24 protein-coding genes and 1 tRNA gene are annotated in these 25,094 nt (G+C 71.0%); 11 read left to right on the top strand and 14 right to left on the bottom strand.

The window, feature by feature from the left end:
- Positions 1-6: 6 nt before the first annotated feature.
- Positions 7-1,722 carry an amidohydrolase gene (locus ACIPY5_RS11955; protein WP_309342473.1) on the bottom strand — a complete coding sequence of 572 codons (1,716 nt, stop codon included), beginning with the start codon at positions 1,720-1,722 and terminating at the stop codon, positions 7-9.
- 143 nt (positions 1,723-1,865) lie between these two features.
- Between ACIPY5_RS11955 and ACIPY5_RS11950 the strand changes: the two genes are divergently transcribed.
- Positions 1,866-2,480: a TetR/AcrR family transcriptional regulator gene (locus ACIPY5_RS11950; protein ID WP_400970922.1), complete on the top strand. Its 615-nt coding sequence runs from the start codon at positions 1,866-1,868 to the stop codon at positions 2,478-2,480.
- Positions 2,481-2,484: 4 nt separating this feature from the next.
- On the opposite strand, the gene ACIPY5_RS11945 is transcribed toward ACIPY5_RS11950, so the two are convergent.
- From ACIPY5_RS11945 to ACIPY5_RS11935, 3 genes are read right to left on the bottom strand one after another with little or no spacing between them, the layout of a single operon-like run.
- Positions 2,485-3,735: an MFS transporter gene (locus ACIPY5_RS11945; RefSeq protein WP_400970919.1), complete on the bottom strand. Its 1,251-nt coding sequence runs from the start codon at positions 3,733-3,735 to the stop codon at positions 2,485-2,487.
- Positions 3,732-5,171 (bottom strand): amidase, encoded by a 1,440-nt coding sequence (locus ACIPY5_RS11940; RefSeq protein ID WP_400970916.1) that lies wholly within the window; start codon positions 5,169-5,171, stop codon positions 3,732-3,734. Before ACIPY5_RS11940 ends, ACIPY5_RS11945 begins: the two co-directional genes overlap by 4 nt.
- The gene (locus tag ACIPY5_RS11935) at positions 5,168-6,403 is read right to left on the bottom strand and encodes an alpha/beta hydrolase family protein (RefSeq protein ID WP_400970913.1); all 1,236 of its coding nucleotides are present in this window, start codon (positions 6,401-6,403) and stop codon (positions 5,168-5,170) included. The genes ACIPY5_RS11940 and ACIPY5_RS11935 overlap by 4 nt, the downstream gene beginning before the upstream one ends.
- A gap of 67 nt (positions 6,404-6,470) precedes the next feature.
- Here ACIPY5_RS11935 and ACIPY5_RS11930 point away from each other — a divergent pair, with 67 nt between their 5' ends.
- Complete coding sequence (locus tag ACIPY5_RS11930) at positions 6,471-7,133, top strand: TetR/AcrR family transcriptional regulator (protein ID WP_400970910.1); 663 nt, start codon at positions 6,471-6,473, stop codon at positions 7,131-7,133.
- A 71-nt stretch (positions 7,134-7,204) separates the two neighbouring features.
- Here ACIPY5_RS11930 and ACIPY5_RS11925 read toward each other — a convergent pair.
- Positions 7,205-7,277: transfer RNA gene (locus ACIPY5_RS11925), tRNA-Lys, on the bottom strand.
- A 65-nt stretch (positions 7,278-7,342) separates the two neighbouring features.
- Between ACIPY5_RS11925 and ACIPY5_RS11920 the strand changes: the two genes are divergently transcribed.
- From ACIPY5_RS11920 to ACIPY5_RS11905, 4 genes are all read left to right on the top strand, one after another.
- Complete coding sequence (locus tag ACIPY5_RS11920) at positions 7,343-7,972, top strand: DNA-directed RNA polymerase subunit beta (RefSeq protein WP_400970907.1); 630 nt, start codon at positions 7,343-7,345, stop codon at positions 7,970-7,972.
- 157 nt (positions 7,973-8,129) lie between these two features.
- A complete protein-coding gene (locus ACIPY5_RS11915; protein ID WP_309342460.1) occupies positions 8,130-8,504 on the top strand; it encodes a VOC family protein in 375 nt (124 codons plus the stop codon).
- 194 nt (positions 8,505-8,698) lie between these two features.
- Positions 8,699-9,589: an aminodeoxychorismate lyase gene (locus ACIPY5_RS11910; protein WP_400970902.1), complete on the top strand. Its 891-nt coding sequence runs from the start codon at positions 8,699-8,701 to the stop codon at positions 9,587-9,589.
- Positions 9,590-9,638: 49 nt separating this feature from the next.
- Positions 9,639-10,370, top strand: a complete 732-nt coding sequence (locus ACIPY5_RS11905; RefSeq protein ID WP_309356988.1) for an NAD(P)H-dependent oxidoreductase — start codon at positions 9,639-9,641, stop codon at positions 10,368-10,370.
- A gap of 72 nt (positions 10,371-10,442) precedes the next feature.
- On the opposite strand, the gene pstB is transcribed toward ACIPY5_RS11905, so the two are convergent.
- From pstB to ACIPY5_RS11870, 7 genes are all read right to left on the bottom strand, one after another.
- On the bottom strand, positions 10,443-11,222 hold the full coding sequence (pstB, locus tag ACIPY5_RS11900; protein ID WP_309356989.1) for a phosphate ABC transporter ATP-binding protein PstB: 780 nt from the start codon (positions 11,220-11,222) through the stop codon (positions 10,443-10,445).
- Between the two features lie 18 nt (positions 11,223-11,240).
- A complete protein-coding gene (gene pstA / locus ACIPY5_RS11895) occupies positions 11,241-12,335 on the bottom strand; it encodes a phosphate ABC transporter permease PstA (RefSeq protein ID WP_400970897.1) in 1,095 nt (364 codons plus the stop codon).
- Entirely contained in the window at positions 12,332-13,360 is a 1,029-nt protein-coding gene (pstC, locus tag ACIPY5_RS11890; RefSeq protein WP_400970894.1) for a phosphate ABC transporter permease subunit PstC, read from the bottom strand. Before pstC ends, pstA begins: the two co-directional genes overlap by 4 nt.
- Positions 13,361-13,510: 150 nt before the next feature.
- Positions 13,511-14,638, bottom strand: a complete 1,128-nt coding sequence (locus tag ACIPY5_RS11885; protein ID WP_309357075.1) for a substrate-binding domain-containing protein — start codon at positions 14,636-14,638, stop codon at positions 13,511-13,513.
- Between the two features lie 122 nt (positions 14,639-14,760).
- On the bottom strand, positions 14,761-15,768 hold the full coding sequence (locus tag ACIPY5_RS11880) for an NUDIX domain-containing protein (RefSeq protein WP_309357074.1): 1,008 nt from the start codon (positions 15,766-15,768) through the stop codon (positions 14,761-14,763).
- Complete coding sequence (locus tag ACIPY5_RS11875; protein WP_400970890.1) at positions 15,765-17,930, bottom strand: RNA degradosome polyphosphate kinase; 2,166 nt, start codon at positions 17,928-17,930, stop codon at positions 15,765-15,767. The genes ACIPY5_RS11880 and ACIPY5_RS11875 overlap by 4 nt, the downstream gene beginning before the upstream one ends.
- Positions 17,931-18,031: 101 nt before the next feature.
- Positions 18,032-18,724, bottom strand: a complete 693-nt coding sequence (locus tag ACIPY5_RS11870; RefSeq protein ID WP_309356883.1) for a response regulator transcription factor — start codon at positions 18,722-18,724, stop codon at positions 18,032-18,034.
- A 68-nt stretch (positions 18,725-18,792) separates the two neighbouring features.
- Between ACIPY5_RS11870 and ACIPY5_RS11865 the strand changes: the two genes are divergently transcribed.
- The 4 genes from ACIPY5_RS11865 (at position 18,793) to pabB (ending at position 23,211) form a co-directional block, all read left to right on the top strand.
- Positions 18,793-19,083, top strand: coding sequence for a hypothetical protein (locus tag ACIPY5_RS11865; RefSeq protein WP_309356884.1), 291 nt, complete (start codon positions 18,793-18,795; stop codon positions 19,081-19,083).
- A gap of 222 nt (positions 19,084-19,305) precedes the next feature.
- A complete protein-coding gene (locus tag ACIPY5_RS11860; protein WP_309356885.1) occupies positions 19,306-19,929 on the top strand; it encodes an FABP family protein in 624 nt (207 codons plus the stop codon).
- Between the two features lie 2 nt (positions 19,930-19,931).
- On the top strand, positions 19,932-21,062 hold the full coding sequence (locus ACIPY5_RS11855; protein ID WP_400970885.1) for a YgfZ/GcvT domain-containing protein: 1,131 nt from the start codon (positions 19,932-19,934) through the stop codon (positions 21,060-21,062).
- A 13-nt stretch (positions 21,063-21,075) separates the two neighbouring features.
- Positions 21,076-23,211: an aminodeoxychorismate synthase component I gene (pabB, locus tag ACIPY5_RS11850; protein WP_400970882.1), complete on the top strand. Its 2,136-nt coding sequence runs from the start codon at positions 21,076-21,078 to the stop codon at positions 23,209-23,211.
- Between the two features lie 24 nt (positions 23,212-23,235).
- Here the strand turns inward: pabB and ACIPY5_RS11845 are convergent, their stop codons facing one another.
- Positions 23,236-23,496, bottom strand: coding sequence for a hypothetical protein (locus ACIPY5_RS11845; RefSeq protein WP_400970879.1), 261 nt, complete (start codon positions 23,494-23,496; stop codon positions 23,236-23,238).
- A gap of 117 nt (positions 23,497-23,613) precedes the next feature.
- The gene (locus ACIPY5_RS11840; protein WP_309356889.1) at positions 23,614-24,435 is read right to left on the bottom strand and encodes a class I SAM-dependent methyltransferase; all 822 of its coding nucleotides are present in this window, start codon (positions 24,433-24,435) and stop codon (positions 23,614-23,616) included.
- Between the two features lie 59 nt (positions 24,436-24,494).
- On the opposite strand from ACIPY5_RS11840, the gene ACIPY5_RS11835 reads away from it, so the two are divergent.
- Positions 24,495-24,998 carry a GNAT family N-acetyltransferase gene (locus ACIPY5_RS11835; RefSeq protein WP_400970875.1) on the top strand — a complete coding sequence of 168 codons (504 nt, stop codon included), beginning with the start codon at positions 24,495-24,497 and terminating at the stop codon, positions 24,996-24,998.
- Positions 24,999-25,094: the final 96 nt, after the last annotated feature.

Here is a 25,094-nt window from a genome sequence, read left to right as displayed (position 1 = left end):
TCGTCCTCAGTGGGTGTGGCAGTGGTGGTCGTCGGAGGGTTCGGTGCAGCTCTGCCCGGCTCCGCCCGGGTCCTGGACGGGTGCTGCGTCCGCCGCGCGGCCGAGCTCACCGCGTGCGTCGTGCACCGCGGTGCCGCCCACGACGGTGAGGTCGGCGCACTGCGCGAGGATCTCCGCGGGCTCCATCGCGTAGAGGTCGCCCGACCACACGACGAGATCGGCGAGGTATCCGGTACGCAGCATCCCGAGGCTGTTCTCGTGGTGGAACGCTCCGGCGCCGCCCTTCGTGTAGGCCTCGAGCGTGCGGTCGAGGTCGAGGCGCTCGCCCGTGGTCCAGGCGTCGCCGCCGTCGAGACGGGCGCGGGTCATCGCGCTGTAGACGCCGACGAGCGGATCCATCTCGCCGACCTGCCAGTCGCTCGAGAACGTGACGCGCGCGCCGGAGTCGATCATGGACCGGAACCGCCAGGCGCGATCCCAGCGCGCTTCTCCGACGTTCTCCATCCAGGTGCCCGCGACGAGGTCGGGGGAGGCGTGGCGGGGCTGCATCGCCGCGACGACGCCGAGGTCGCGGAAGCGCGGGAGGTCCTCCGGGGCCAGGCACTCCACGTGCACGATGCCGTGCCGGGCGTCCCGCGCGCCGTTCGCGCGCTGCGCCGCCTCGATCGCGTCGAGCGTGAGCCTGATCCCCCAGTCGCCGGTCGCGTGCGTGTGCACCTGGTAGCCCAGGCGGTCGAGCTCGACGAAGAGCCGCGTGAACTCGAGCGGCTCGAGGCTTGTGTGCCCGCGATGGCCGGGGCGGTTCGCGTAGTCCTCGAGCATCGCCGCGGTGTGCGGCTCGATCACATCGTCGGCGTACAGCTTGACCATGCCCAGGCGGAAGCGGTCGTGCTGCGGCGTCTCCCGGATCGCCTCGGTGATGCGCGAGCGGAAGTCGCCGTCGGATCCGACCGGGTGGTAGATCGCCGCGATCGTCCGCGAGGTGAGCTTGCCCTCGCGCTCGGCCCGGTCGAAGAGCGGCAGCTCGGCGAGCGGGACCTGCGGCTCGACCACCGTCGTGATGCCGAAGCGGCGGGCCATGTCGAGGCTGTTCACGATCTTGCGGTAGCGCCGGTCGGGGGAGTACATCGGGATGTCGCGCTGCAGCTCGGCGAGGCCGTCCGTCGTCATGGCGCTCGTGTAGAAGTCGGTGACCCAGCCGGTGGGCTCTCCGGTGCGGTGGTCGATCTCGGGGTTGCCCCAGGCGATGTCTCCGCCGCCGAGGATGCCGAGCTTCGCGAGCGCAGGACGATTCAGCCACACCGAGTGCTGGTCGTAGGTGGTGATGAAGACCGGCCGGTCGGTGACGCCGGCGAGGTCGTCGGCGCGCGGGCGACGTCCCTCGACGACCGAGTAGAGCGCGTTCTCGGCGCAGATCCACTCCAGGTCGGGGTGCGTCTCGGCGAACTTCGCGATGCGAGAGCGCACGATGTCGAGGCTCTGCACCTGGTCGAGGCTCACGGCGAGGTCGTCGTAGCCGAGCAGCAGGTGGTTGTGGGTGTCGGCGACGCCGGGGGTGACGAGGCGTCCCTCGAGCGCGACCGTGCGCAGGCTCGCGGGGGCATCGGCGGCGGATCCCACGTAGGTGATCCGGTCGCCGGTCACGCCGACGGCCTCGGCCCAGGGCTGCTCGGGATCGAAGGTGCGGACGCGTCCGCCGGTGTAGAGGGTGTCGACCGCCATGTCGGTGCTCCAACGTCTCGGGGCGGCGCTGCCCGGGGGAGCGACCGCAGTTCTTTGACTCAAGAGTAAATTAATTCACTCAGATGTCAAGAAACTCTTCCTCTCGGATCCGGATCCCGCGACAGGACTGCGATACTGGCTTCATGGCACGCCCGAGCACCCAGGAGCAGCGCCGCCGTGAGGTGGTCGACGCGGCGCTCGACGCCGCCGCCGAGCATGGGCTGCGCAATCTGTCGCTGACGGACGTCGCGAACCAGGCCGGAGTCACCCGGGGCGCGCTGCTGTACTACTACGAGGACCTCGACGCGATCCTCGTCGAGGCCCACGCCGCGGGCATGCGCCGGGTCGGCGAGGAGCGCGAGGCGCTCGTGGCCCAGGCGCAGCGTCCGGCGGAGCAACTGGCGATCGCCATCCGCGCCGGTCTGCCGAGCGGCCCGGACGACGCGCTCATGCGGCTGCTCTACGAGTTCGACGTGCTCGCGGGCAAGTCGCCGCTCCACGATGAGCTCGTGCAGCGCCTCTACGGGGAGCAGCTCGGGCTGTACCGGCGGATCCTGCAGGCCGGAGAGGACAGCGGCGACTTCGCGCTGACCGGTCCGCTCGACGACATCGCGATGAACTTCGTCGCCCTCGAAGACGCCTACGGCCTGCACATCGTCGCGGGCGGCAGCATCTCGGTCGCCGATGCGGAGCGGGCCATCGCCCTGTTCGCCCGGCAGGCGGGGGCACCGCTGCCGGACGGTGCGGCCCTGCAGTAGGCCGTCAGCGCGCCGCTTCGCCCGCTGCTGCCGACGCCGGGAGAGACGGCTCCTCCGCGGCCCGCGCGCGAAGCCCCCACGGCCATACGGCCGCCACGGCGAGGAATCCCGCGCAGAGCAGGAGGAACAGCCGGTAGTCGCCCGTCGCGTCGTGCGTCGCCGCGCCGATCAGGGTGCTCACGCCGCCTCCGAGTGCGACGGCGACCAGGCCGATGCTCAGCGCTCGCCCGCTGACCGCGTGCGGCAGATAGTGCGACACGACGTACGCCAGCATCGCCGTCTCGGTTCCTGTCGCGACGCCGATCCCGGTGGTGATGGCGATGTCGGACGGCCCGGACGGCAGCACGGCGAGGGCGAGCAGAGCCGCGACCGGGATCGCCAGCATGAGGCTCGCCAGCGGGCGGGTGGGGATGCGATCGAGCAGCAGTCCGGCTGCGAGGTTGCCCACGAGGAGGCCGACGCCGAGCAGGCTCTGCCCGATCACCGCCTCGGTGGCGGTGTGCGCCCGCTCCTCGAGGAGCGGCACGAGGTGGCCCTGCATGCCGCCGTATCCGAGCGCGGCGAAGAAGCCCCAGCCGAGGATCGCGTAGAGGGCGCGGGTGCGGAACAGGGCGAGCCAGCCCGCGGGGCGGGCGGTTCCGATCGACGGGGTGCGCGGGCGATCCGGCCGGAGGAACAGCAACGCCGGAAGCGCGGCGAGGACCGCCGTCTGCACTCCGAGCACGGCGAAGGCCCCCTGCCAGCCGAGCGCGGCGATGAGCGCACCGGCGATGAGCGGATTGGCGATCGCGCCGAGGCAGGCGCCGGCGAACAGCAAGCCGAGGGCGGCGCCGCGACGGTGGGAGAACGCGGTGCCGACGGCCTTGGCGAGCGGGACCGCGCTGGCGCCGAAGCTCGCCGCATACGTCACGAGGAACATGACCGAGAACCCGATCCGGCCGACCGGCAGAAGACCGAGAGCGAGCAGGGAGACCACCTCGACCACGAGCGCCGACACGACCAGCACGCGCAGGTTCAGGCGATCGGCGGCCCATCCGGTCGCCGGGATCAGCGCGGGCGCGAGCAGCGTCGCGATCGTCAGGATGCCGTAGGTCTCGGTGCGGGACCAGCCGAACTCCTGCTCGATCGCAGCGGAGAACACGCCGAAGGTCTGCACGAGGAAGCCGACCGCGCTGAAGGCGAGGATCAGCGAGGCTCCGGCGAGGAGCCACCACTCGCCCCCGGTGCGGACGGGGGATGCCGTCTGCGCCCTCATGACGCGCCCCCTCCCGCCGCTGAGCCGGCCCAGATCGGCGGGGTGCGCTGCTGCCACGGGTTCGCGGTCTCGAGCTGGGCGCAGACGCGCAGCAGCTCGGCCTCGCCGGCGGCGCGTCCGACGAGCTGAACGCCGATCGGCAGCCCGCCGGCGCCGTGCCGGGCCGGGACCGAGGCGGCCGGATGGCCGGTCACGTTCAGGAGCGGGGTGAAGGCGGAGTAGTCGCGCAGCACCCGGTACGAGTATTCGGCGGCGGTCTCGTCGGTGCCGGAGGGGTCGAAGTCGCCGATCCGGGGTGCGGGGGTGACGGCGGTCGGCGTCAGCCAGAGGTCGAAGGCGTCGAAGTAGTCGTCGACGGCGCGTGACGCGGCGCGGAAGGCCTGATCGGCGTCGAGCAGGTCGGCCACCGTCACCGTCTCGCCGTGGCGTCGGTAGCGCCACGTCATGACCTCCAGCTCCTCCGGTTCGGCGGGGCGCCCGAGCAGCCGCTCGAGGCGGCCGACCGACCAGGGCAGCGCATGCGTCCAGGCCCGCAGGAAGGCATCGAAGAATCCGGCCCAGGCGACGCCGGGCGAGGCCTCGGCGACGTCATGGCCGAGGTCTGCGAGCAGGGCGGCGGTGCGGCCGGCGGCGTCGGCGCTGTCGGGGCCCGCCGTTGCGAACCCGGCGAGCTCGGTGGCGAAGCCGATGCGGAGCCTTCCCGGCTCCCGATCGACCTCGGCGGAGAAGGGCCGGGATGGCGGCGGGATCAGAGAACGGGCCCCCGGATGCGCTCCCTGGGTGACGTCGAGGAAGGCGGCCGAGTCGCGCACGGTGCGCGTCGTGACATGGTTGACCGAGAGGTTGAAGAAGTGGTTCGCCTCGAACGGCGTCCGGCCGCGGCTCGGCTTCAGGCCGAAGACGCCGGTGCAGTGCGCCGGGGTGCGGATCGATCCGCCGCCGTCTCCGCTCGTGGCGACCGGCACGATGCCCGCGGCGACCGCCGCGGACGCCCCGCCGCTGGACCCGCCCGGCGACCGGGAGGGATCCCACGGGTTGCGGGTCGCACCGTGCAGCCGCGACTCCGTCACCGCATAGAGTCCGAACTCCGGCGCCGTCGTCGCGCCCACGAAGGCGACGCCGGATGCGCGGATGCGCGCGGAGAACACGTCATCGACCGGAACCGTCCTCCCCGCGAGCAGGCGCGTGCCCGCCCCGAGCGGGCCTCCGGCGCGGCCGTGCCCGGACTTGCTCAGCACGGGCACGCCGGAGAACGGGGCGTCGGACGTCCAGAGTGCGTTCTCATCGATCGGGCCGACGAGGGCGTTGAGCGTCGGATCCACCGCCTCGGCGGCGGCCGCGGCGCAGGCGGCGAGCTCTGCGGGGTCGACCTCGCCGCTGCGGACGAGCGCCGCCAGACCGGTCGCGTCGTGACGTGCGTACTCGTCGAGCCTCATCGCCGGTCTTCCCGTCCTGCGCCCGCGGCGGCCACGGGGCGCAGTGTCGCGTCCAGGAAGGCGAGGGTCGTATCCGCGACGAGGCGGAGCATCCGACTCGCGTCGACCGTGCCCAGGTCGAGCAGCCGCCGCACCGCGCCCGTGCCGAACCCGACCAGATCGGTGAACGCGTAGTGCCGGGCATCGGGCACGAGGACGCGGCGCACCTCCGCGCGGGATCCTGGTGCCTCGTAGTGAAGGTCGGTCACGACTCTGCCCGAGCGCAGCCGAGATCCCGCGGACGACATGACCAGCATCGGGACCCGGGAGTCGCGCAGGCGCAGCAGCTCTCCCTGCTGCAGCCCGTCGAGGTTGATCGCGGCCGAGACCCGCGGGTCGACCTGGGCGAGGTTCGCGCTCGTCGACCCGCCGAACGACATGCCGGCCAGGGCCAGGCGCGACCAGTCAGCGGCGTCGAGCAGTCGGGCCGTGACCTCATCCACGCGTCGTGCACGGCTCTCCGGCGGTGTCAGCGCATCGAGGACCCCGGAGAGGTGCCGGGTCCACCGCGCGTTCTCGGCGGCGAGTACGTCGACCGTGGCCGCGCGCGCCAGCGCGGCGTCCTCCTCCGTCGAGGTCCGCGCCGATAGGAGCGCCGCGATCGTCCGCACGAACTCCGGGCTCGTGAGGCGGCGTCGCTCGGTCGCGGTCATCACGCGTTCGGATCCGCCCGGCGCGGCGATCGCGGCGGCGGCCCCGGGGTAGGCGACGGAGACGACGACGTATCCCGACGATGCCAGGTGCTCGCACAGGTGCGTGTTCTGTCCCACGAACCCCGTGAAGCCGTGGGAGAAGACGACGACCGGCGCGTCCTCCGCCGAGGGCGACGCATCGGGGCGCGAGGCGGTGCGCCGGGCGCCGAGTGCGCGCACGCCCCGGCGGGAGAGCGTCGAGCGCAGACCGCGCACCATCGTCCGCTGCTCCTCAGGGCCGCCGAAGTACGGGCGTGGATCCGCGCCGGTGCCGGCGACCGCCGGATACCAGATCCGGATCACCCCGTCCGAGGGTGCGGGGCCCAGACCGGAGATCACGGCATCCCGCACCCCGACCGGATGACGGCCGGCCGGAGCCGGCCACGTCGGCGGCACCGGGGTGCGGCGGGTCAGCCGGATCAGCGAACGGCGGAGGGGACCGACGGCCGCACCTCGGATCGCCAGTGCCGCGCGAAGAGGCATCGTCGCCCATTCACTCATGGTGCACTCCTTTTCGATCAGGTGATCAGAATTATATTCCGATCAACCGATCTGTAAAGTGGTGAGCGTGACGTCAGAGCATCCGCCCGCAGCGAGGGGCCGACCGCGCAAGCTCACGGCCGACGCCGTCGTCGACGCCGCGGTCGCGCTCATCGTCGAGGACGGCTTCGCCTCGCTCTCGACGCGCTCGCTGGCGCAGCGCCTGGGCGTGCGCTCCTCCACGCTCTACTCCTACTTCGGCTCGGTCGAGGAGATCGCGGACGCGGCCGTCTCCCGGATGCTCGACGGCATCCGCGTGCCCGACCTCGGCACGGCCGCCGATCCCGTCGACGCGCTGGTCCGGTTCTTCATCGACCTGCGGGACCTGCTCATCGCGCACCCCGACGCCATCCCCGCGCGCCTCGACTCGCGACCGTGGGCGCAGATGGTCGGAATGGTCAATACGCTGCTGCGTCAGTTCCTCGAGCACGGGCTGACGGTCGACCGCGCCGCCGCCTGCTACGAGGCGCTGATCGGCGTCACGATGGCGAGTGCCGCCACCGCCCGGCGCGCGCAGCAGGCGTCCGCCGCCGAGATCGAGCTGCTCCTGACCGAGCTCGACCCGACCGACACCGACACGCTGCTGCGCCTGCGCACCTGGGCGAGCGAGCCCGATGACGTGAGGTTCCGGAGCACCGTCCGCGAGCTCGTGCGCTGGATGCTGCCGGCTCTCGGCGGCAGCGGGCGATGAGCCCGGCGTGGGCGGCTGCCGGACGAGCGGGACGCGGATCTCCGATGGGATCCGGGAGGGAACGCGTGCGGTGGGCCCCGTGGGGCTCGAACCCACGACCCGCGGATTAAAAGTCCGATGCTCTGCCAACTGAGCTAGAGGCCCGTGCTCCTGAGTCTATCGGTCGCGGCTGGGTGCCCCGCGTCGGGCACCGCGCGTACCCTGGGTCGGTGCCCGCACCGTTCCATCGCCCCGTCCGCCTCTCGCCGGAGACGTTCGACCACCTGCTCGGATCCCACGATCCCGCGGAGCAGACGCGGATGGCGCACGCCACCGCATCGGCGCTCCTGGCGCGGGTGAGGGCGGACGACAGCGGAGTGAGCGCGGAGCGTCTCGTCGCCTACGCGACCGAGCACGGCATCGACGAGGTCGCCGAGCTCTGGGCGAAGAGCCCCGCCGTATCCCTGCCCGGGGCGCTCTGGCGGCTGTACCTGCTGCAGGCGTCCATCCACGCCGATGCGTCCCTCGCCGCGCTTCTGCACGAACGCGGGCGCATCGAGCTGCCCTCGGTCGACGCGCTGGTCGCGGGGGCGCCGGTGCCGGCCGGTCCCGAAGAGCTCGTCGGGCTGATCGACACGATCCTGCACGGTGCGTTCTCCGGCGATTTCGCGATCGCGCTCGAGCGGGCCGCCGCGTTCTGCCGGGTGCAGGCGTCCGGTGCGACGCACGTCGCCGACGACTACGAGCGCACGGAGCCCGCGCGCGCGAGCGAGCTCACCACCCGGGCGTCGCGGCTCAGCCTCTACGCGCAGGATCTCACCGCGTCGGCCGACTCGTGGCGCGACGGGTCCCTGAACTGAGCGGACTCGCCCGAGCCTCCGGGTTAGGGTGGGATCGATGATGACCAGTCAGGCCCGCGCGGGCCGTTCCCGGATCGGCGATCTGGTCGCCGACTGAGCCGCGCCCCTCCTCGCCTCTGCCGTCCCCGACAGCGCAGAACAGACACAGAGGAGAGACATGACAGCGCATTTCAACCACACGATCATCGCGTCCACCGACGCCGCAGAGATGGCGGACTTCTACCGCGACCTGCTCGAAGCCGAGGAGGCCCCGTCCTGGGGGCCGTTCACGAACGTGCAGATCGGAGGCGGGATCCTGCTGCAGTTCGCGACGCCGCCGATCGAGTTCCCGCCCCAGCACTACGCCTATCTCGTGGACGACGATCACTTCGATCGCGCCTATGCGACGATCACCGGGCGGGGGATCGCGCACTGGGCGGACCCGCAGCGCGCCAGGCCGGGCGAGATCAATCACGAGCACGACGGCCGAGGCGTGTACCTGCTGGATCCATCCGGGCACTATCTCGAGCTGCTCACGCGCCCGTACCTGTGAGATCCGGGCCGGCCTCGGTCCTGGCATGAAGAAGCCGGGCCGCAAGAACGCCTCTCGGCGGAAGGCCGCTCGCAGCGGCGAAAAATGGAGCCCGGGGTTATGCGGCCCGGCCGATCAAGTGTAACGCGTCGGGGGCGGCGGTATTCCCGTCGCCCCCGACGCCGGGCGCGTCGTCCACGCCCTAGGCTCGGATCATGGCCGCAGCCCGATTCGCCCTGCTGATCACCCCCGCCGAGTCCACGGACGAGGAGCGGGCCGATTTCAGCGACAGCTTCCGCCGCATCGACCCCGGTGCTCCGGCGCTCAGCGTGGGGGAGTTGAGCACCCAGCGCGGCGACGGCATCTTCGAGTCGATCGGCGTCGTCGACGGCCACGCCCAGGAGGTCGAGCCGCACGTGCAGCGCCTGGCGCACTCGGCCGCTCTGTGCGATCTTCCCGAGCCGCACCGCGAGCAGTGGCGTCAGGCGATCGCGCTCGCCGCCGCCGAGTGCGGGCCCGGCGAATGGGTGATCAAGCTCATCCTGAGCCGCGGCGTCGACCACGGACCGGCGCCCACCGCCTGGGTCACCGCCGCCCCTGCCGCGGACTTCGCGACCGCGCGCACGGAGGGCATCCGCGTCGTCACGCTCGACCGCGGCTACGACAGCGGGGCCGCCGAGCGTTCGCCCTGGCTGCTTCTCGGCGCGAAGACGCTCTCCTATGCGGTGAACATGGCGGCGCTCCGCGAGGCGCACCTCCGCGGGGCGGACGACGCGATCTTCGTCACCACCGACGGCGTCGTCCTGGAGGCGCCCACGGCCTCGCTGATCCTTCGCTTCGGCGACCGGTTCGTCACCCCGGCCCCGCACGGCGGGATCCTGCAGGGCACGACGCAGATCAGCCTGTTCGCGCACCTGGAGGCGCAGGGGTACGCCACGGAGTACGCGACCGTGCCCACCGCCGACCTCGCGACCGCCGACCAGGCCTGGCTCCTGTCCAGCGTGCGCCTCGCCGCACCGATCACCGCGATCGACGATGCCGCGCTGACCGTCGACCACGCCTTCACCGACGGCCTGAACCGCTATCTGCTCTCGCCGCGGGACTGAGCCCCGCGAGGGGCTGGCAGGCCGAGGGGGATGGTCGTAGTCTGCCCCCATGGCAGAGCAACCGGCCGCCCCGGCGGCCTACGACGACCTCCGCGCCGTGTTCGTCAACTGCACCCTGAAGCGCAGCCCCGAACTCAGCCATACGCAGGGTCTGATGGATCGCAGCATCGCGCTGATGCGCGCGCAGGGTGTCGCGGTCGAGAGCATCCGCTTCATCGACCACGATGTCGCGACGGGCGTCTATCCCGACATGCGCGAGCACGGCTGGGCGCGGGACGAGTGGCCGGACGGGATCTGGCCGCTGATCGACGCCGCGGACATCCTCGTGGTGGGCGGTCCGCTGTGGCTCGGCGACAACGCCTCGATCACGCGCAAACTCATCGAGCGGCTCTACGCGATGAGCGGCCTGTTCAACGACAAGGGCCAGTACGTCTACTACGGCAAGACCGGCGGTGCGATCATCACGGGCAACGAGGACGGCGTGAAGCACGCGGCGATGTCGATCCTGTACAGCCTGCAGCACATCGGGTTCACGATCCCGCCCGCGGCGGATGCCGGCTGGATCGGCGCGATCGGACCCGGCCCGAGCTATCTGGATCCCGGTTCGGGCGGCCCGGAGAACGACTTCACGAACCGCAACACCACGTTCATGACGTGGAACCTGCTGCACACCGCGCGGCGCCTCAAGGATGCGGGCGGCATCCCCGCCTACGGGAACCTCCGCGGGGCCTGGAACGACGGAGAGCGCTGGGGCTACGAGGCGAATCCCGAGTACCGCTGATCGCGGCCTCCGACGACGCACGAGGGGCCCGGCGCCGCAGCGCCGAGCCCCTCGCGACCGGTCAGGCCGGGATCATCCGAAGCGGCCGGAGACGTAGTCCTCGGTCGCCTGCTCCTTCGGCGAGGTGAAGATCGTCGCGGTGTCGGAGAACTCGATGAGCTTGCCGGGCTTGCCCGTCCCCGCGATGTTGAAGAACGCGGTCTTGTCGCTCACGCGCGACGCCTGCTGCATGTTGTGGGTCACGATCACGATCGTGAACTCGTTCTTGAGCTCGGTGATGAGCTCCTCGATCGCGAAGGTCGAGATCGGGTCGAGCGCCGAGCACGGCTCGTCCATCAGCACGACCTGCGGGGAGACGGCGATGGTCCTGGCGATGCAGAGACGCTGCTGCTGGCCGCCGGAGAGACCCGCGCCCGGCTTGTCGAGGCGGTCCTTGACCTCGTTCCACAGGTTGGCGCCGCGCAGGGACTTCTCGACGAGGGCGTCCGCGTCCGAGGCGGAGATCCGCTTGTTGTTGAGGCGGACCCCGGCCAGCACGTTCTCCTTGATCGACATCGTCGGGAACGGGTTCGGGCGCTGGAACACCATGCCCACCTGACGGCGCACGAGCACCGGGTCGACGCCCGGCGCGTACAGGTCCTCGCCGTCGATGTAGACGCTGCCCTTGACGGTCGCGCCCGGGATGACCTCGTGCATCCGGTTGAGCGTGCGCAGGAACGTCGACTTCCCGCAGCCCGAGGGGCCGATGAACGCGGTCACGGTGCGCGGCTCGATGTTCATGGAAACGTCTTCGACGGCGAGGAAGTCGCCGTAGTAGACGTTCAGATCGTTGACTTCGATGCTCTTGGACACGGTGCGTGCCTTCCTGACTTAGCGGCTCTTCGGCGCGAATGCCTTCGCGACGATCCGAGCGATGAGGTTGAAGATGACGACGACGATGACCAGCAGCAGGGCGGCGCCCCAGGCCTGCGCCTGGGAGGCCTCGATGTCCTTGCCCGGGAAGCTGTAGGCCGTGTAGGCCATCACCGGAAGGGTCTGCATGGGCCCGTTGAACGGATTCGCGTTGAAGTTGTCGGTGAAGCTCGCGGCGATGAAGATCGGGGCGGTCTCGCCGATGACACGGGCGACGGCGAGGACCACGCCCGTCACGATACCGCTCGCGGCCGTGCGGAGCACGACCTTGATGATGGTCGTCGCACGCGGCACGCCGAGGGCGAGCGAGGCCTCGCGCAGCTCGTTCGGCACGAGCCGGATCATCTCCTCGGTCGAGCGGATCACGATCGGGATCATCAGGACGCAGAGGGCGATCGAGGCGGAGAAGCCGCTGAACGCCTTCGGGCCGACGATGAGGGCCATCAGCGAGAACGCGAACAGACCCGCGACGATCGAGGGGATGCCCGTCATGACGTCGACCAGGAACGTGACGGTGCGGCGCATCGGGTTGCTCGGCTGCGCGTACTCGGTCAGGTAGACGGCGGCGAGGATGCCGATCGGCACGGAGATGAGTGCGGCGATCCCGGTGATGATCAGCGTTCCGACGACCGCCTGCAGCGCTCCGGGGGTGTTCGTGACGGCCAGCGTGTTCGGATCGAAGATGGTGCCGCCGACCTTGGTCACGAAGTCCCAGTTCACGACCTTGAGACCCTGCGCGACCACGGTCCAGACCGTGGAGATCAGCGGGGCCACGGCGAGCACGAAGGCGCACACGACGAGGCCGCGCACGACGCGGTCGACGGCCTTGCGGCGGCCCTCCACGATGCTCGAGCCGATGCCGACCGCGATGAGGTAGACCACGGCGGTGAGCACGAGCCACACCGCGGGGTTGAAAAGCTGGATGACCAGGAGCACGGCCGCGACGACCACGGCGGTGCCGATCGCGAGCACGGGCTCGATCCAGCGGGGGAGCTGTCCGCTGGTGAGGCTCATCGGCTGCGCCGTCGCCGGAGCCGAGGTGACGGCGGTCATACGCGCTTTCCAATCTTCGGCGAGGTGCGCGACTTGCGCTCGGAGCGGCCGAGGATGCCGCGGGCGATCATGTTGACGGCGAGCGACACCACGAAGAGCATGAGGCCCGTGCCGATCAGGGCCGAGCGCTGGATGTCGGTCGCGATGGGGAAGTTCAGCGCGATGTTTCCCGCGATCGTCTGCGAGTTGTACCCGTCGGTGAGCAGCGCCACCGAGAACAGCAGCGAGGGCGAGATGATCAGCGCGATCGCCATCGTCTCGCCGAGAGCGCGCCCCAGCCCGAGCAGGACGGCCGAGACCATGCCGCTGCGCGCGTAGGGGAAGACCGCGAGCCGGATCATCTCCCAGCGCGTGGCGCCGAGCGCGAGAGCGGCCTCCTCGTTCAGCCGCGGCGTCTGCAGGAAGATCTCGCGGGTCAGGGCGGTGATGATCGGCAGGATCATCACCGCGAGGACCACGCCACCGGCGAGCATCGTCGAGCCCGTGCTCGACACGGGACCCTGGAAGAGCGGGATCCAGCCGAAGTACTGGTTGAGGAAGTCCGAGAGCGGGAGCAGGAACGGGCGCATCACGATGACGCCCCACAGGCCGAACACGATCGACGGCACGGCGGCGAGCAGGTCCACCACATACGCGAGCGCGCTGGCGAGCCGGCGGGGCGCGTAGTGCGAGATGAACAGGGCGATGCCGATCGCGACGGGAGCGCCGAGGATCAGCGCGATCAGTCCGGACCAGATGCTGCCCCAGAGCATCGGGGCGACGTAGTTCCAGAAGCTGCCCCAGTGCTTGTTCTGGTAGCCGGCGAGATCCGCGTTCGTGTCCCAGTTCGCCGTGATGGCGGGCAGGCCCTTGAGGATCAGGAAGATCGCGACACCGGCGAGGATCACCATGATGGACGCGGCGGCCGTCGTCGACAGGCCGAGGAAGAAGCTGTCGCCGGCGCGACGCTTCCCGACGAGGTTCTCGGAGGCGACCGCGGTCGCCTCTTCACGCTGCGCGACGTCAGTCACGGTGCCACTCTTCATCTCGCATGTGTGCGCGTCTTTCTTTGTGCTCCGGCCGGTGGCAGGAGAGGGATCGGGCCAGCACGAAAACTCGGCAGGGCCTCCGATCGGGTCGGCGGCCCTGCCCAGCCCGGGTCGGCTCCGAAGAGCCGACCCGGGCCGGCCTGATGCTTACTTGATGGTCGCGAGCGACTCCTGGGCCGCCTTCAGGACGGAGTCCGGGAGCGGCGCGGCGCCGGCGTTCTTGACGGCGACCTGCTGGCCGACCGTGCTGTCGATGAAGCCGATGTAGCTCTTCACGAGCGCGGCCTGGGCCGGGGTCTTGAAGGTGGTGCACGCGATCGCGTAGGAGACCAGCGGGATCGGGTAGGTCTCGGCGGTCAGCTTCGAGTAGTCGAACTTCTTCGACAGGTCGCCCTTGACGCCGTTGGAGGCGTCCACCGCGGCGACGTCGAACGTCTTCGAGACGGCCTCGGGGCTGAACGCGACGGCCTTGCCGTCCTGCAGGATCGACGCGCTCGCGAGCTTGCCGATCGCGGAGTGGTCGGCGTAGCCGATGGTGCCCGTGCCGGCCTCGACGGCCTGGACGACGCCCGAGCCGCCCTTCTGCTTGGAGACGTCGCCCTCGACCGGCCAGTCCTTGCCCGCGGGGTAGGTCCAGACGGAGGACTGCGTGCCGGCGAGGTAGTTGGTGAAGTTCGCCGTGGTGCCGGAGCCGTCCGAGCGCGCGACCGTGGTGATCTTGCCGGCGGGGAGCGCCTTGCCGTTGTCCTTGGTGATCGCAGCGTCGGACCAGTCGGTGATCTTCAGCGAGAAGATCTTGGCGATGGTCTCGCCGCTCAGCTTGAGGTCCGTGACGCCCGGGACGTTGAAGACGATCGCGACACCGTCGAGGTAGACGGGGATGTTGATGCCGCCCTCGGTGCACAGAGCCTTCGACTGCGTGGTCTGGTCGGCGTTCAGGGGCGAGTCGGAGCCCGCGAAGTCGTACGCGCCGCTGAGGAAGTTGGTGACGCCGCCGCCCGAGCCCTGGGACTTGTCGTAGTTGATGGTGACGCCCTTGACCTGGGCGTTGTACGCAGCGGTCCACGCCGCCTGCGCGTTCGCCTGAGCGCTCGATCCGCCGGAGGTGATCGTGCCGGTCAGCGAGGCGTCGACCTTCGAGGTGATCGCGCTCGAGGTCGGTGCCGCAGAGGGGGAGTCGCTGCTCGTGCTGCTGGGCGTCGAGGAGCAGCCCGCGAGCGCGATGGCGGCGAGCACGCCGGCTGCGCCGATCGTGGTGATGCGGTTGAGCTTCACTATGTAAGTCCTTCGCTGTGTCGAGTGTGCCCTGGTGCAGGGCCACGCCAGACGATATGCGTCGGTTGTTACGCGATCAAAGATCGAAGGTAAACGGGGGGTGAACGACGATCTGCGCCCGTTCAGATCTTCGGCAGGTGCGTCTCGATCGAGATGATGCCTGATCCGGGGTTGGTCGCGCTGAGATGCACGACGCTGAACGCGCCGACCTCGAGCGCGGAGGCGCTGCCGAGGTAGGAGCCGTGCATGGTGCCGGTGGCCAGCGCGATCTCGCGCAGGATGTCGGGCAGCACCGGTCCGTGGCTGCACAGGACGGCGGGCTTGCCCGATCGCACGCGCTTCCCGATCACCGTGCGCGGATCCGACAGGCCCTCCTCCCAGGCGTCCTGGCTGAGCAGGTCCGTCTTGCGGACCTTGTGCCCGATCGCCTTGGACAGGGGCAGCACGGTCTCCACGCAGCGGCGGGCGTCGCTGGACACGATCCGCTCCACCCCGAACGCGCGCAGGGGGCCGACGATCGCCTTCGACTGCGCGTGGCCGCGCGGAGTCAGCGGACGCGACGCGTCGGATCCGAGCCAGACGCCGCGGTTGGCGGCCTTCGCATGCCGCAGCACGACGAGCGGGAAGGTGCGCAGGGCGCCGTCGTCGACGAGCTTCGCGAACGCGTCCAGGATCTCGACGTCGACCGGGTAGCTGAGCCGGGCGCGCGCCTTCTTCAGGCTCACCCATTCGATGGCCGCGATCTCGCGATTGGGCACGAACGCGGACGCACGCACCGCTTCGTCGGTGGCCTCGGCGGCCCAGTAGTGCACGACTTTCTGCTTGCGGTTGGCCATCGTGTACCGGGAGACCCCGACCGGAGCGCCGAGCGAGACGCGGATCCCGGTCTCCTCGAAGATCTCCCGCACCGCGGTCTCCGCGAGCATCTCGCCCGGGTCGACCTTGCCCTTGGGGAGGGTCACGTCGCGGTACTTCGTGCGGTGGATCAGCAGGATCCGCAGCTTGTCCTCGACGACGCGCCACACCAGGCCGCCGGCCGCGTACACGGCCCGGTCGGGGCGGTCTGCGACGACGGTGACACCCGTGGTGTCCGCGGTGGCGGCGGAAGGTCCGAGGGGGCTGGGGGTCATCGCACCGCCCTGGCCCTGCGACGCTGCTGGATCTGCGACATGGTCCTATCCTGCAGGTCGACGAGCGGAGCGCCAACCTCGGAGAACGCGCGTCGGGTCCACTCGCCGTCTGCGCCCAGGTGCCAGGACGACGTCTCGGGGGAGAGCGCGAGGTCGAAGAACGCCAGCAGCTCCTCGATGTGGGCCGGCTCGGTGACCCGCACGAGCGCCTCCACCCGGCGGTCGAGGTTGCGGTGCATCATGTCGGCGCTGCCGATGAAGACCTGCGGATCGCCGTCGTTGTGGAATGCGAAGATGCGCGAGTGCTCGAGGTAGCGGCCGAGGATCGAGCGGACCGTGATGTTGTCCGTGATGCCGGGAAGGTCCGTGCGCAGGCTGCAGATGCCGCGCACCCACACGTCCACCGGAACGCCCGCCGCGCTCGCCCGGTACAGGGCGTCGATGATCTGCTCGTCCACCATCGAGTTCACCTTGATGCGGATGTGCGCCGGCTTGCCGTCGAGAGCGTTCTCGCGCTCCTTCTCGATGTGGCGGAGCAGGCCCTTGCGCAGGTGCAGCGGGGCGACCAGGAGGCGCTTGAACTTCTTCTCGATCGCATAGCCGCTGAGCTCGTTGAACAGGCGGGTGAGGTCCTTGCCGACCTGAGGGTCGGCCGTGAACAGGCCGAAGTCCTCGTAGATGCGGCTGGTCTTCGGGTTGTAGTTGCCCGTGCCGATGTGGCTGTAGCTGCGCAGCACGCCGTCCTCCTCGCGGATGACGTTGACGAGCTTGCAGTGCGTCTTCAGCCCGACCAGGCCGTACACGACGTGCACTCCCGCCTTCTCGAGCTTGCGCGCCCAGACGATGTTGTTCGCCTCGTCGAAGCGGGCCTTGACCTCGACGAGCGCGAGCACCTGCTTGCCGGACTCGGCGGCGTCGATGAGCGCCTGCACGATCGGGCTGTCTCCCGAGGTGCGGTAGAGCGTCTGCTTGATCGCGAGCACGTGCGGATCCCGGGCGGCCTGCTCGAGGAACGCGACGACGCTCGTCGTGAACGACTCGTACGGGTGGTGCACGAGCACGTCCGCCTTGCGGATCGCCTTGAAGATGTCGATGCGCTCGTTCGCGCCGGGCTTGAACGCGAGCGCGGTCGTGGGAACATGCGGCGTGTACCGCAGGTCGGGGCGGTCGATCCGGCCCAGTCCGAACAGGCCGCGCAGGTCGAGCGGGCCGGGGAGGCGGTAGACCTCCTGGTCGGTGATGTCGAGCTCGTTGATGAGCAGGTCGAGCGTCACATCGTCCATGTCGTCGGTGATCTCGAGGCGGATCGGCGGCCCGAAGCGGCGGCGCAGCAGCTCGGCCTCGAGCGCCTGGATGAGGTTCTCCGACTCGTCCTCCTCGATCTCCACGTCCTCGTTGCGGGTGAGGCGGAACGCGTGGTGATCGAGCACCTCCATCCCGGGGAAGAGGTCGTCGAGGTGGTTCGCGATCAGCTCCTCGAGGCGGATGAAACGCAGCTCGCCGTCCATCGAGGGCACCTCGACGAAGCGCGGCAGCATGGGCGGCACCTTGAGGCGGGCGAACTCCTGCCGGCCGGTGCGCGCGTTGCGGATCCGGATCGCGAGGTTCAGCGACAGGCCGGAGATGTACGGGAACGGGTGCGCCGGGTCGACCGCGAGCGGCATCAGCACGGGGAACACGTTGGTCTGGAAGTAGTCGGTGAGCTCGGCCTTGGCCTCGCCGTCGAGGTCGTCCCAGTCCACGATCGTGATGCCCTCGGCGGCGAGGGCCGGACGGACCAGCCCGGTCCACGCGGCGGCATGGCGCAGCTGCAGCTTGTGCGCGTCCGCGGAGATGTCGGCCAGCACGTCGGCGGGGGCGCGGCCGACGTTGGTCGGCACGGCGAGACCCGTGACGATGCGGCGCTTGAGACCTGCGACGCGCACCATGAAGAACTCGTCCAGGTTGCTGGCGAAGATCGCGAGGAAGTTCGCCCGCTCGAGCACCGGGAGCGTCTCGTCCTCGGCAAGCTCCAGCACGCGCTGGTTGAACGCCAGCCAGCTCAGCTCGCGGTCGAGGTACCGGTTCTCCGGGAGGAGCGAGTCGTCCGGCGCGATGAGCTCGTCGAAGTCGTCGTCCTCGGCGTCGCCGAGTCCGGAGTCTGCCAGTGCGGGATCGATCATGCGCCCATCATTGCAGGATGACGTGACCTGCAGGTGAACGCGTCGACATCCGGATCCACGGTCCGATCCCTGGAGCCGACCCTGCCTTCGCCGGGAGCCTCTCAGCGGGTGCCGGGGGCGACGGGCCGGGCCTCGTCCTCGTCGACGTTGAAGCGGTATCCGACGTTGCGCACGGTGCCGATGATGTGCTCCTGATCGCCGAGCTTGGCCCGCAGCCGCCGCACGTGCACGTCGACCGTGCGGGTGCCGCCGAAGTAGTCGTAGCCCCAGACCTCGCTGAGCAACTGCTCGCGCGTGAAGACCCGGGAGGGGTGCGTGGCGAGGAAGTGCAGCAGCTGGAACTCCTTGTACGTGAGATCCAGCGGAGTGCCGCGCAGCTTGGCCGAGTAGGACTGCTCGTCGATCGTCAGCCCGGAGGTCTGCACCTTGACGGGTTCGGCGGACGGCGCCTCGCGGGACAGTGCGAGCCGGATGCGGGCGTCGATCTCGGCGGGGCCGGCCCCGGTGAGCAGGACGTCGTCGATGCGCCATTCGCCGTTCACCGCGGTCATCCCGCCCTCGGTGACGACCAGCAGCAGCGGTCCGCGCAGGCCCGTGGTGCGGATCAGCGTGCACAGCGACTTGGCCGCCACGAGATCGGTGCGCGCGTCCACGATCACGGCATCCGCGTCGGGTGCGGTCACGAGCTCGGCGGGCTGCGCGGGGATCGTGCGGACGCGGTGGCCGAGCAGTTCCAGGGCGGGCAGAACGGGCGCCTCAGAGGGGGAGGACGTCAGAACCAGCAGTTGCGCCACGCGGATCCTTTCCTGTTCACACCTTACTCAGGACCGCACGCACAGCGCGGATAGGTGACAATGGGCGCATGGCCGATCCCGTGCTCGCTCCGCGCAGTCCCTTCGTCGGGCTCGTCGTCACCTGGGCCGTCGCCGCGGTGGGGGCGATCCTGATCGGGGTCGTCGCGCCCGACGCTCTGCTGATGACCTGGTACGCGATCGGGTTCGGGATCTGCGTGCTGCTGTCCTTCGCCGTGCAGCTCTTCCGCGGCGAGACCCGCGGATTCATCCTGCGCGTCTCGGCCGGGAGCCTCGGCGCCCTGCTGGTGATGGGGATCGTCTCCGCGGGCTTCGGCATCGCGGCGCTGTTCGGCGCCTGAAGCCGCATCCGGCACAGGAGCCACGCCCGGCGCGGCAGGGGCCGCGGACGGCATAGAGTAGTCGCATGGACATCGTCGCGCTCGAACTCTTCTTCGTCGGCCTGCTGGTCCTCGCGGGGCTCGCGATCACCTTCTGCGCAGGGGCCGTTCTGGTCAACCTGTTCCGCGGCCAGCGCTGATCAGCGCCCGCCTCGCGACGACTGCTGAGAGAGAAGGCTCCGCGTGCTCGATCTTCCCTCCGACCTGCCCGCCGACATCGTGCCGCTGTCCTGGCTGCTCGGCGTCTGGGAGGGCACCGGCGTCATCGACTACGAGGTCCCAGGACCGGATGGCGACGATGACGCGCACCGCTATCAGGGCGAGTTCACGCACCGCGTGAGCTTCAGCCACGACGGCGGCCCGTTCCTGAACTACGCGGCCACCGGGACCTTCACCCCGGAGGACGGCGAGCCGGTCGCGCTCGTGGCCGAGTCCGGCTTCTGGCGCCTGGCGCGCCCCGCCGATGCGCAGGATGCGGGGCCAGGGCTGCTCCCGCCGCGCGAGACCCGCGCCGATGCGCGCACCGTGGATGACGTCGAAGCGCTGCGCCGGCCCGAGGGCGGCTTCGCGATCGAGGTGTCGATCGCGCACTCCGACGGCATGCTCGAGCTCTACCTCGGTCGCATCGACGGACCGCGGATCGACATCGCCACCGACGCCGTCGTGCGTGCCGAGGGAGCCAAGGAGTACGGCGCCGCGACCCGGATGTACGGCCTGGTCGACGGGCACCTGCTCTGGGCCTGGGACATCGCCGCGCTCGGTGCGGGGCTGCGCTCGCACGCATCCGCCCGGCTGGCCAAGGTCTGATCATGGCCGGCTTCCCGTCCCTGCCCGGGGCGATCACGGACGGCGACCTCGCCCTGCACTTCGGGGATCCCGTCCGCGAGCAGCGCGCTCTGGAGCGCGGCGAGGCGCTCGTGCCGCTCGGCGACCGCACCGTGATCGAGCTGACCGGATCCGAACGGCTCAGCTGGCTCGACTCGATCACGACCCAGTCCGTGGCCCGCCTGCAGGCAGGGCAGAGCACCGAGCTGCTCGTGCTGGATCCGCAGGGGCGGGTCGAGCACGTCGCCGCCGTCTTCGACGACGGCTCCTCCACGTGGCTCCTCGCCGACACGGCCGACGCCGAGCCCCTCGCGACCTGGCTGCAGCGGATGGTGTTCCGCGCGGATGTGAAGGTCGCGGTGAGGCCGGAACTGCTCGTCGCCGGATTCTTCGCCGGCGCGCAGGCGGAGCAGCGCGCGGAGCGGGCCGCGCTCGCCCCGCAGGGGCAGGCCGTCGTGTGGACGGATCCGTGGCCGACCGTGCAGCCCGGCGGGCATCAGTACCACGTGGGCGAGCACCCCGGATCCGGCTATCACTGGCGCACGGCCGTGCTCGACGGATCCGCGGCCGCCGCGCTCGCCGCGGACGCCGACACCGTCTGGGCCGGCGCGCTCGCCGCGGAGGCCCTGCGGATCGCGGCCTGGCGCCCCCGGTGGGCCGCCGAGGTCGACGAGCGGTCGCTGCCGCACGAGACCGACTGGATCCGCAGCGCCGTGCATCTGAACAAGGGCTGCTACCGCGGCCAGGAGACCGTCGCGAAGGTGCACAACCTGGGGCACCCGCCGCGCCGCCTGGCGGCTCTGCACCTGGACGGCAGCGAGAGCCTGCTGCCGGACGCGGGTGCTCCGGTGCTGGCCGTCGGGGCGGACGGCGCCGAGGACGAGGTCGGGCACATCACCTCGGCCGCGCGGCATCACGAGCTCGGCCCGATCGCGCTGGCGATCCTCTCGCGGCGCGCCCCTGTCGGCGACCTCGTGGTGCGCACGCCGGACGGCGACATCGCCGCCGCGCAGGAGGTCATCGTCCCGGGCGACGCCGGAGCGACGGCTGAGATCCCGCGGCTGACACGGCTCTCGCGCCGCCCGTCCGCCCCGGATCCGCGCGACGCGCGCTGACGCGGTGCTGCCGGTGGACCCGGGGAACGAGAGCCCGGGGATCGAGAGCGCGGGGATCGACGCCGCCCCGGATGCAGGGCACGGGGAGACCCGGCCGCTGCGCATCCTGCTGATCGACAACTACGACTCGTTCACCTACAACCTCGTTCATCAGATCGCGGCGACCGCGGGGCTGGCACCCGACGTCGTGCACAACGACTGGCCCGAGTGGGATCCGTCCGTCCTCGACCGGTACGACGCGGTCGTGCTCTCGCCGGGACCGGGGGACCCCAGGGTGCCAGAGGACTTCGGGATCTGCGCCGACGCGATCCGGAGCGCGGCCGAGCGGCGCATGCCGCTGCTCGGGGTGTGCCTGGGGCACCAGGGGATCGGACACGCCTTCGGGGCCGCGGTGCGGCGCGCCCCCGAACCGCGGCACGGCAGGCCCTCCCCGGTCGTGCACGACGGCACGGGCCCTTTCGCGGGACTCGCCTCGCCCGTCGAGGTGGTGCGCTATCACTCGCTCATGATCGGGGATCTCCCGGACGAGCTGGTCGTCACCGCGCGGGCGGACGACGGCGTGATCATGGGGATCCGGCATCGCGAGCTGCCGCTGTGGGGTGTGCAGTTCCACCCCGAGTCGATCGGCACGCTCGACGGCACGCGCATGATGGCGAACTTCGTGGCGTTCGCGCGGGCGACGCCGGCGCGGCGATCGCCGTCGGCGCCATCCGGCGGCCCGTCGGCGCCGGGGGCGGGCGCCGCGGTCGCACGGCGCGCCGTGCTGCGACGCGCGCTGCCCCTGCGCGTCACGACCGAGACGTTGTTCACCGGTCTGTTCGGCGAGGCGGCCCAGGCCGTGTGGCTGGACGGGAACCGCCCGGGGGATCCCCGCGGCCGGTACTCGATCCTGGGCGGCGGGGACGACCTGCCGACCGCGATCGCGGACGTCCAGGCGGGCACCGTGACGGTGCGCGACGGCGTGCACGATCGCGAGCTGCGGACGGGCTTCTTCGACTGGCTCGACGCCGAGCTCGCGGGCACCGTGACCGAGGCGGGCGACCTGCCGTTCGCGCTGGGCTGGGTCGGAGCCCTCGGCTACGAGCTGCGCGCGGAGTGCGGATCCCCGCATCGGCGTCGCGCTGCGACGCCCGATGCGGCGCTGGTCCGACTCGACCGCGCGGTCGTCGTCGACCACGAGGAGGAGCGGGTCCACCTGCTCGCCCTCGACGACGAGGTCTGGCTCGCTCGGACCGCGGCCAGGATCGCCGAGCTCGAGGCGCCGTCCTCCGACGGGGCCGGATCGGATCCGGAACCCTTCGTCGCGCCCTCGCTCGCGCTCACCGCCCGGCACTCCCGCGACGCCTATCTGCGGCTCATCGCCGAGGCGCAGGAGGAGATCGCGGCGGGGGAGACGTACGAGGCCTGCCTGACCAACCTGCTGCACGCCGCGGGACCCGGCATCGGGGATCCGCTCGCCGCCTACCTCGCGCTGCGTGCGCAGAACCCGGCGCCGTTCGGTGCGTTCCTGCGCATCGGCGGGGTGAGCGTGCTGAGCACCTCGCCCGAGCGGTTCCTGCGGATCACGGCGGAGGGCGAGGTCGAGTCCCGTCCGATCAAGGGCACCCGTCCGCGCGGCGGCACCCCCGACGAGGACGAGCGGATCCGCGCCGAGCTCGCGGCCTCCGAGAAGGACCGCGCGGAGAACCTCATGATCGTGGACCTGGTGCGCCACGATCTCGGACGCACGGCGCAGCTCGGGTCCGTGCACGTCGATGGCCTGTTCCGGGTCGAGACCTACGCCACGGTGCATCAGCTGGTCAGCACGGTGCGCTCCCGGCTCGTCGACGGCCCCGTGGCGTGTGTGCGCGCGGCGTTCCCTCCCGGTTCCATGACCGGCGCGCCGAAACTGCGCACGATGGCGATCCTGGATCGGCTCGAGGGCGGCCCGCGCGGGCTGTACAGCGGCGCCCTGGGCTACTTCTCCTTCCACGGGTCCGTGGATCTCAGCGTCGTGATCCGCACCCTGGTCGCGCATGACGGCGGTCTCGACTACGGCGTCGGCGGCGCGATCGTCTCTCTCTCGGATCCCGACGAGGAGTACGCGGAGACGGTGGTCAAGGCCCGCCCGCTGCTGCGGCTGTCCGGGGCGGCGTTCCCCGAGGCCTGAGGCGACTCTCCCGCCCGGTCGGCTCTACCGCTCGAGGATGAGGCGGGGACGGGGGCCTTCGATGCGCGCGATCGCGACCTTGACCTCGGTGAGCTCGTGCTCGACCGAGGTGCGGAACTCGGCCTGGTTCTGCTCGACCCTGTCGATCCGGGCGCCGAGCTTCTGCTCGACCGTGTCGATCCGGCGGATCACCCAGGCGAAGCCTGCGAACATCGCGATGCCGAGGGTCAGCAGGCCGCCGAGGCCGCTGCCGATCAGCGCGAGGGTGTCCGTGGACATGTACATGCCTCCATTCTGGGCATCCGTCGTGATGAGGGCCAGCATAGACAGGCACGTGTACTCCAGGGGCGTGGGCGCGAGATCCGTGCGGAATCCGCTCTTCCGCCTCGCCGTGGAGGACGCTCAGCCGGGGGCGACCGCGCTCCACGGCACCGTCAGCTCGCCGAGGCGCCAGCGGGTGCGCGTGCCGAGCACCGGGTGTCCGGTATCGCGGAGCGCGGCGACGGCGGCGAGGAAGCGCTGGGTGGCGCCGAACGTCGACAGCGGGGCGGCGCGCTCCCACTCCCTGTCCAGATCCGCGAGCAGGGCGTGGATCCGCTCGCCGGGGACGTTGTGGTGGATGAGCGCCTTGGGCAGGCGCTCGGCGACGATCGACGGCCGTTCCAGATCCGGGAGCCGGAGCGAGAGCGTGAAGCGCTGCGGGACGCCGTCGGGGTCCACGTCGATGAAGCTCGCGATGCGGCCGATCTCGTCGCACGTGCCCTCCACGAGCAGTCCGCCCGGCGCGAGGCGCGATGCCATCCGCGTCCACGCATCCGGCACGTCGGCCTCGTCGTACTGGCGCAGCACGTTCATGGCCCGGATCACCGCGGGCCGCCGGCCGTCGGGCAGCGGCACCTCGAACCCGCCGCGCGCGAACGACACCGGCAGATCGGCGGCGAAGTGCCCCGTGCCGCCGCGGAGTTCGGCGAGCTGCGTCCGCGCCGTGGCGACGCGTTCCGGATCCAGCTCGAGCCCGAGCACCTCGGCATCCGGGCGCACCCGCACGAGACGCGTGGCGAGCTCGAAGGCGGTCACGCCGCTCGCCCCGAAACCGAGGTCGATCACGAGGGGGTCCGCCGCACGGCGGAAGGCGGGCGACGCGGCGATCCAGCGGTCGTTGCGCCGCAGCCGGTTGGTGCCGGTCGTGCCGCGGGTGGGCCGGCCGAGCGGAGAGGACGCCATGCATCCATCCTGCCCGGTCGCGGCGTCCGCCACGGTCCGGGCGGCCTAGGCTCTTGTCCGTGCAGACGATCGAGGTCGGGATCCCGGGGACGGCGGACGCGGACGGGATCGTGCGCACCTACCTCATCGACGTGGTCTCGCGCTATCACGGCAGGCCCGCGACCGACGGCGAGCGCGACACGGCACTCGCCGACGAGTCCTACGACGACCTCCAGGGCGACACCGGGATCCTGCTCCTCGCGCGGGACGGCGGTGCGGTGGTCGCCTGCGCCGGGGCGCGCTTCGCGGAGGGCCACGCCGAGCTCACCAAGGTCTTCACGCTGCCGGACGCACGGGGGAGGGGTATCGCGCGCCGGCTGGTCCTCGCGCTCGAGCAGGCCGCTCTCGAGCGCGGCCTGCGATCGCTCCGGTTGGACACCCGCTCGGACCTCGTGGAGGCGTGCGCCATGTACGAGAGCCTCGGCTTCCGGGCGGTCGAGGCGTTCAACGCCGCGCCCTACGCCGACCGCTGGTATCGGAAGGATCTCGGGGCCGGGACGGAGCAGTCGCCGGCCGCGACCTAGGTGTACTGACCCGGTGCGTTGTTGACGTAGGAGAGACCTCCGGGGTCGAGTGGAGCTGTCTAGGTTCCCTCGAGTCCACGGAGGTCTCTCGTGTCT

This window comes from Microbacterium sp. NPDC089698, from assembly GCF_044749045.1.
Taxonomy (GTDB): Bacteria; Actinomycetota; Actinomycetes; order Actinomycetales; family Microbacteriaceae; genus Microbacterium.
This window is presented reverse-complemented; position numbering and strand designations above follow the sequence as displayed.

Coding starts and splice junctions, on each gene's coding strand:
- ACIPY5_RS11950 (WP_400970922.1), top strand. CDS start 1,866: ATGGCACGCCCGAGCACCCAGGAGCAGCGCCGCCGTGAGGTGGTCGAC.
- ACIPY5_RS11880 (WP_309357074.1), bottom strand. CDS start 15,768: ATGACCCCCAGCCCCCTCGGACCTTCCGCCGCCACCGCGGACACCACG.
- ACIPY5_RS11840 (WP_309356889.1), bottom strand. CDS start 24,435: ATGGCGTCCTCTCCGCTCGGCCGGCCCACCCGCGGCACGACCGGCACC.
- ACIPY5_RS11940 (WP_400970916.1), bottom strand. CDS start 5,171: ATGAGGCTCGACGAGTACGCACGTCACGACGCGACCGGTCTGGCGGCG.
- ACIPY5_RS11905 (WP_309356988.1), top strand. CDS start 9,639: ATGGCAGAGCAACCGGCCGCCCCGGCGGCCTACGACGACCTCCGCGCC.
- ACIPY5_RS11855 (WP_400970885.1), top strand. CDS start 19,932: ATGGCCGGCTTCCCGTCCCTGCCCGGGGCGATCACGGACGGCGACCTC.
- ACIPY5_RS11875 (WP_400970890.1), bottom strand. CDS start 17,930: ATGATCGATCCCGCACTGGCAGACTCCGGACTCGGCGACGCCGAGGAC.
- pstA (WP_400970897.1), bottom strand. CDS start 12,335: ATGACCGCCGTCACCTCGGCTCCGGCGACGGCGCAGCCGATGAGCCTC.
- ACIPY5_RS11915 (WP_309342460.1), top strand. CDS start 8,130: ATGACAGCGCATTTCAACCACACGATCATCGCGTCCACCGACGCCGCA.
- ACIPY5_RS11955 (WP_309342473.1), bottom strand. CDS start 1,722: ATGGCGGTCGACACCCTCTACACCGGCGGACGCGTCCGCACCTTCGAT.
- ACIPY5_RS11945 (WP_400970919.1), bottom strand. CDS start 3,735: ATGAGGGCGCAGACGGCATCCCCCGTCCGCACCGGGGGCGAGTGGTGG.
- ACIPY5_RS11935 (WP_400970913.1), bottom strand. CDS start 6,403: ATGAGTGAATGGGCGACGATGCCTCTTCGCGCGGCACTGGCGATCCGA.
- pstC (WP_400970894.1), bottom strand. CDS start 13,360: ATGAAGAGTGGCACCGTGACTGACGTCGCGCAGCGTGAAGAGGCGACC.
- ACIPY5_RS11845 (WP_400970879.1), bottom strand. CDS start 23,496: ATGTACATGTCCACGGACACCCTCGCGCTGATCGGCAGCGGCCTCGGC.
- ACIPY5_RS11865 (WP_309356884.1), top strand. CDS start 18,793: ATGGCCGATCCCGTGCTCGCTCCGCGCAGTCCCTTCGTCGGGCTCGTC.
- ACIPY5_RS11910 (WP_400970902.1), top strand. CDS start 8,699: ATGGCCGCAGCCCGATTCGCCCTGCTGATCACCCCCGCCGAGTCCACG.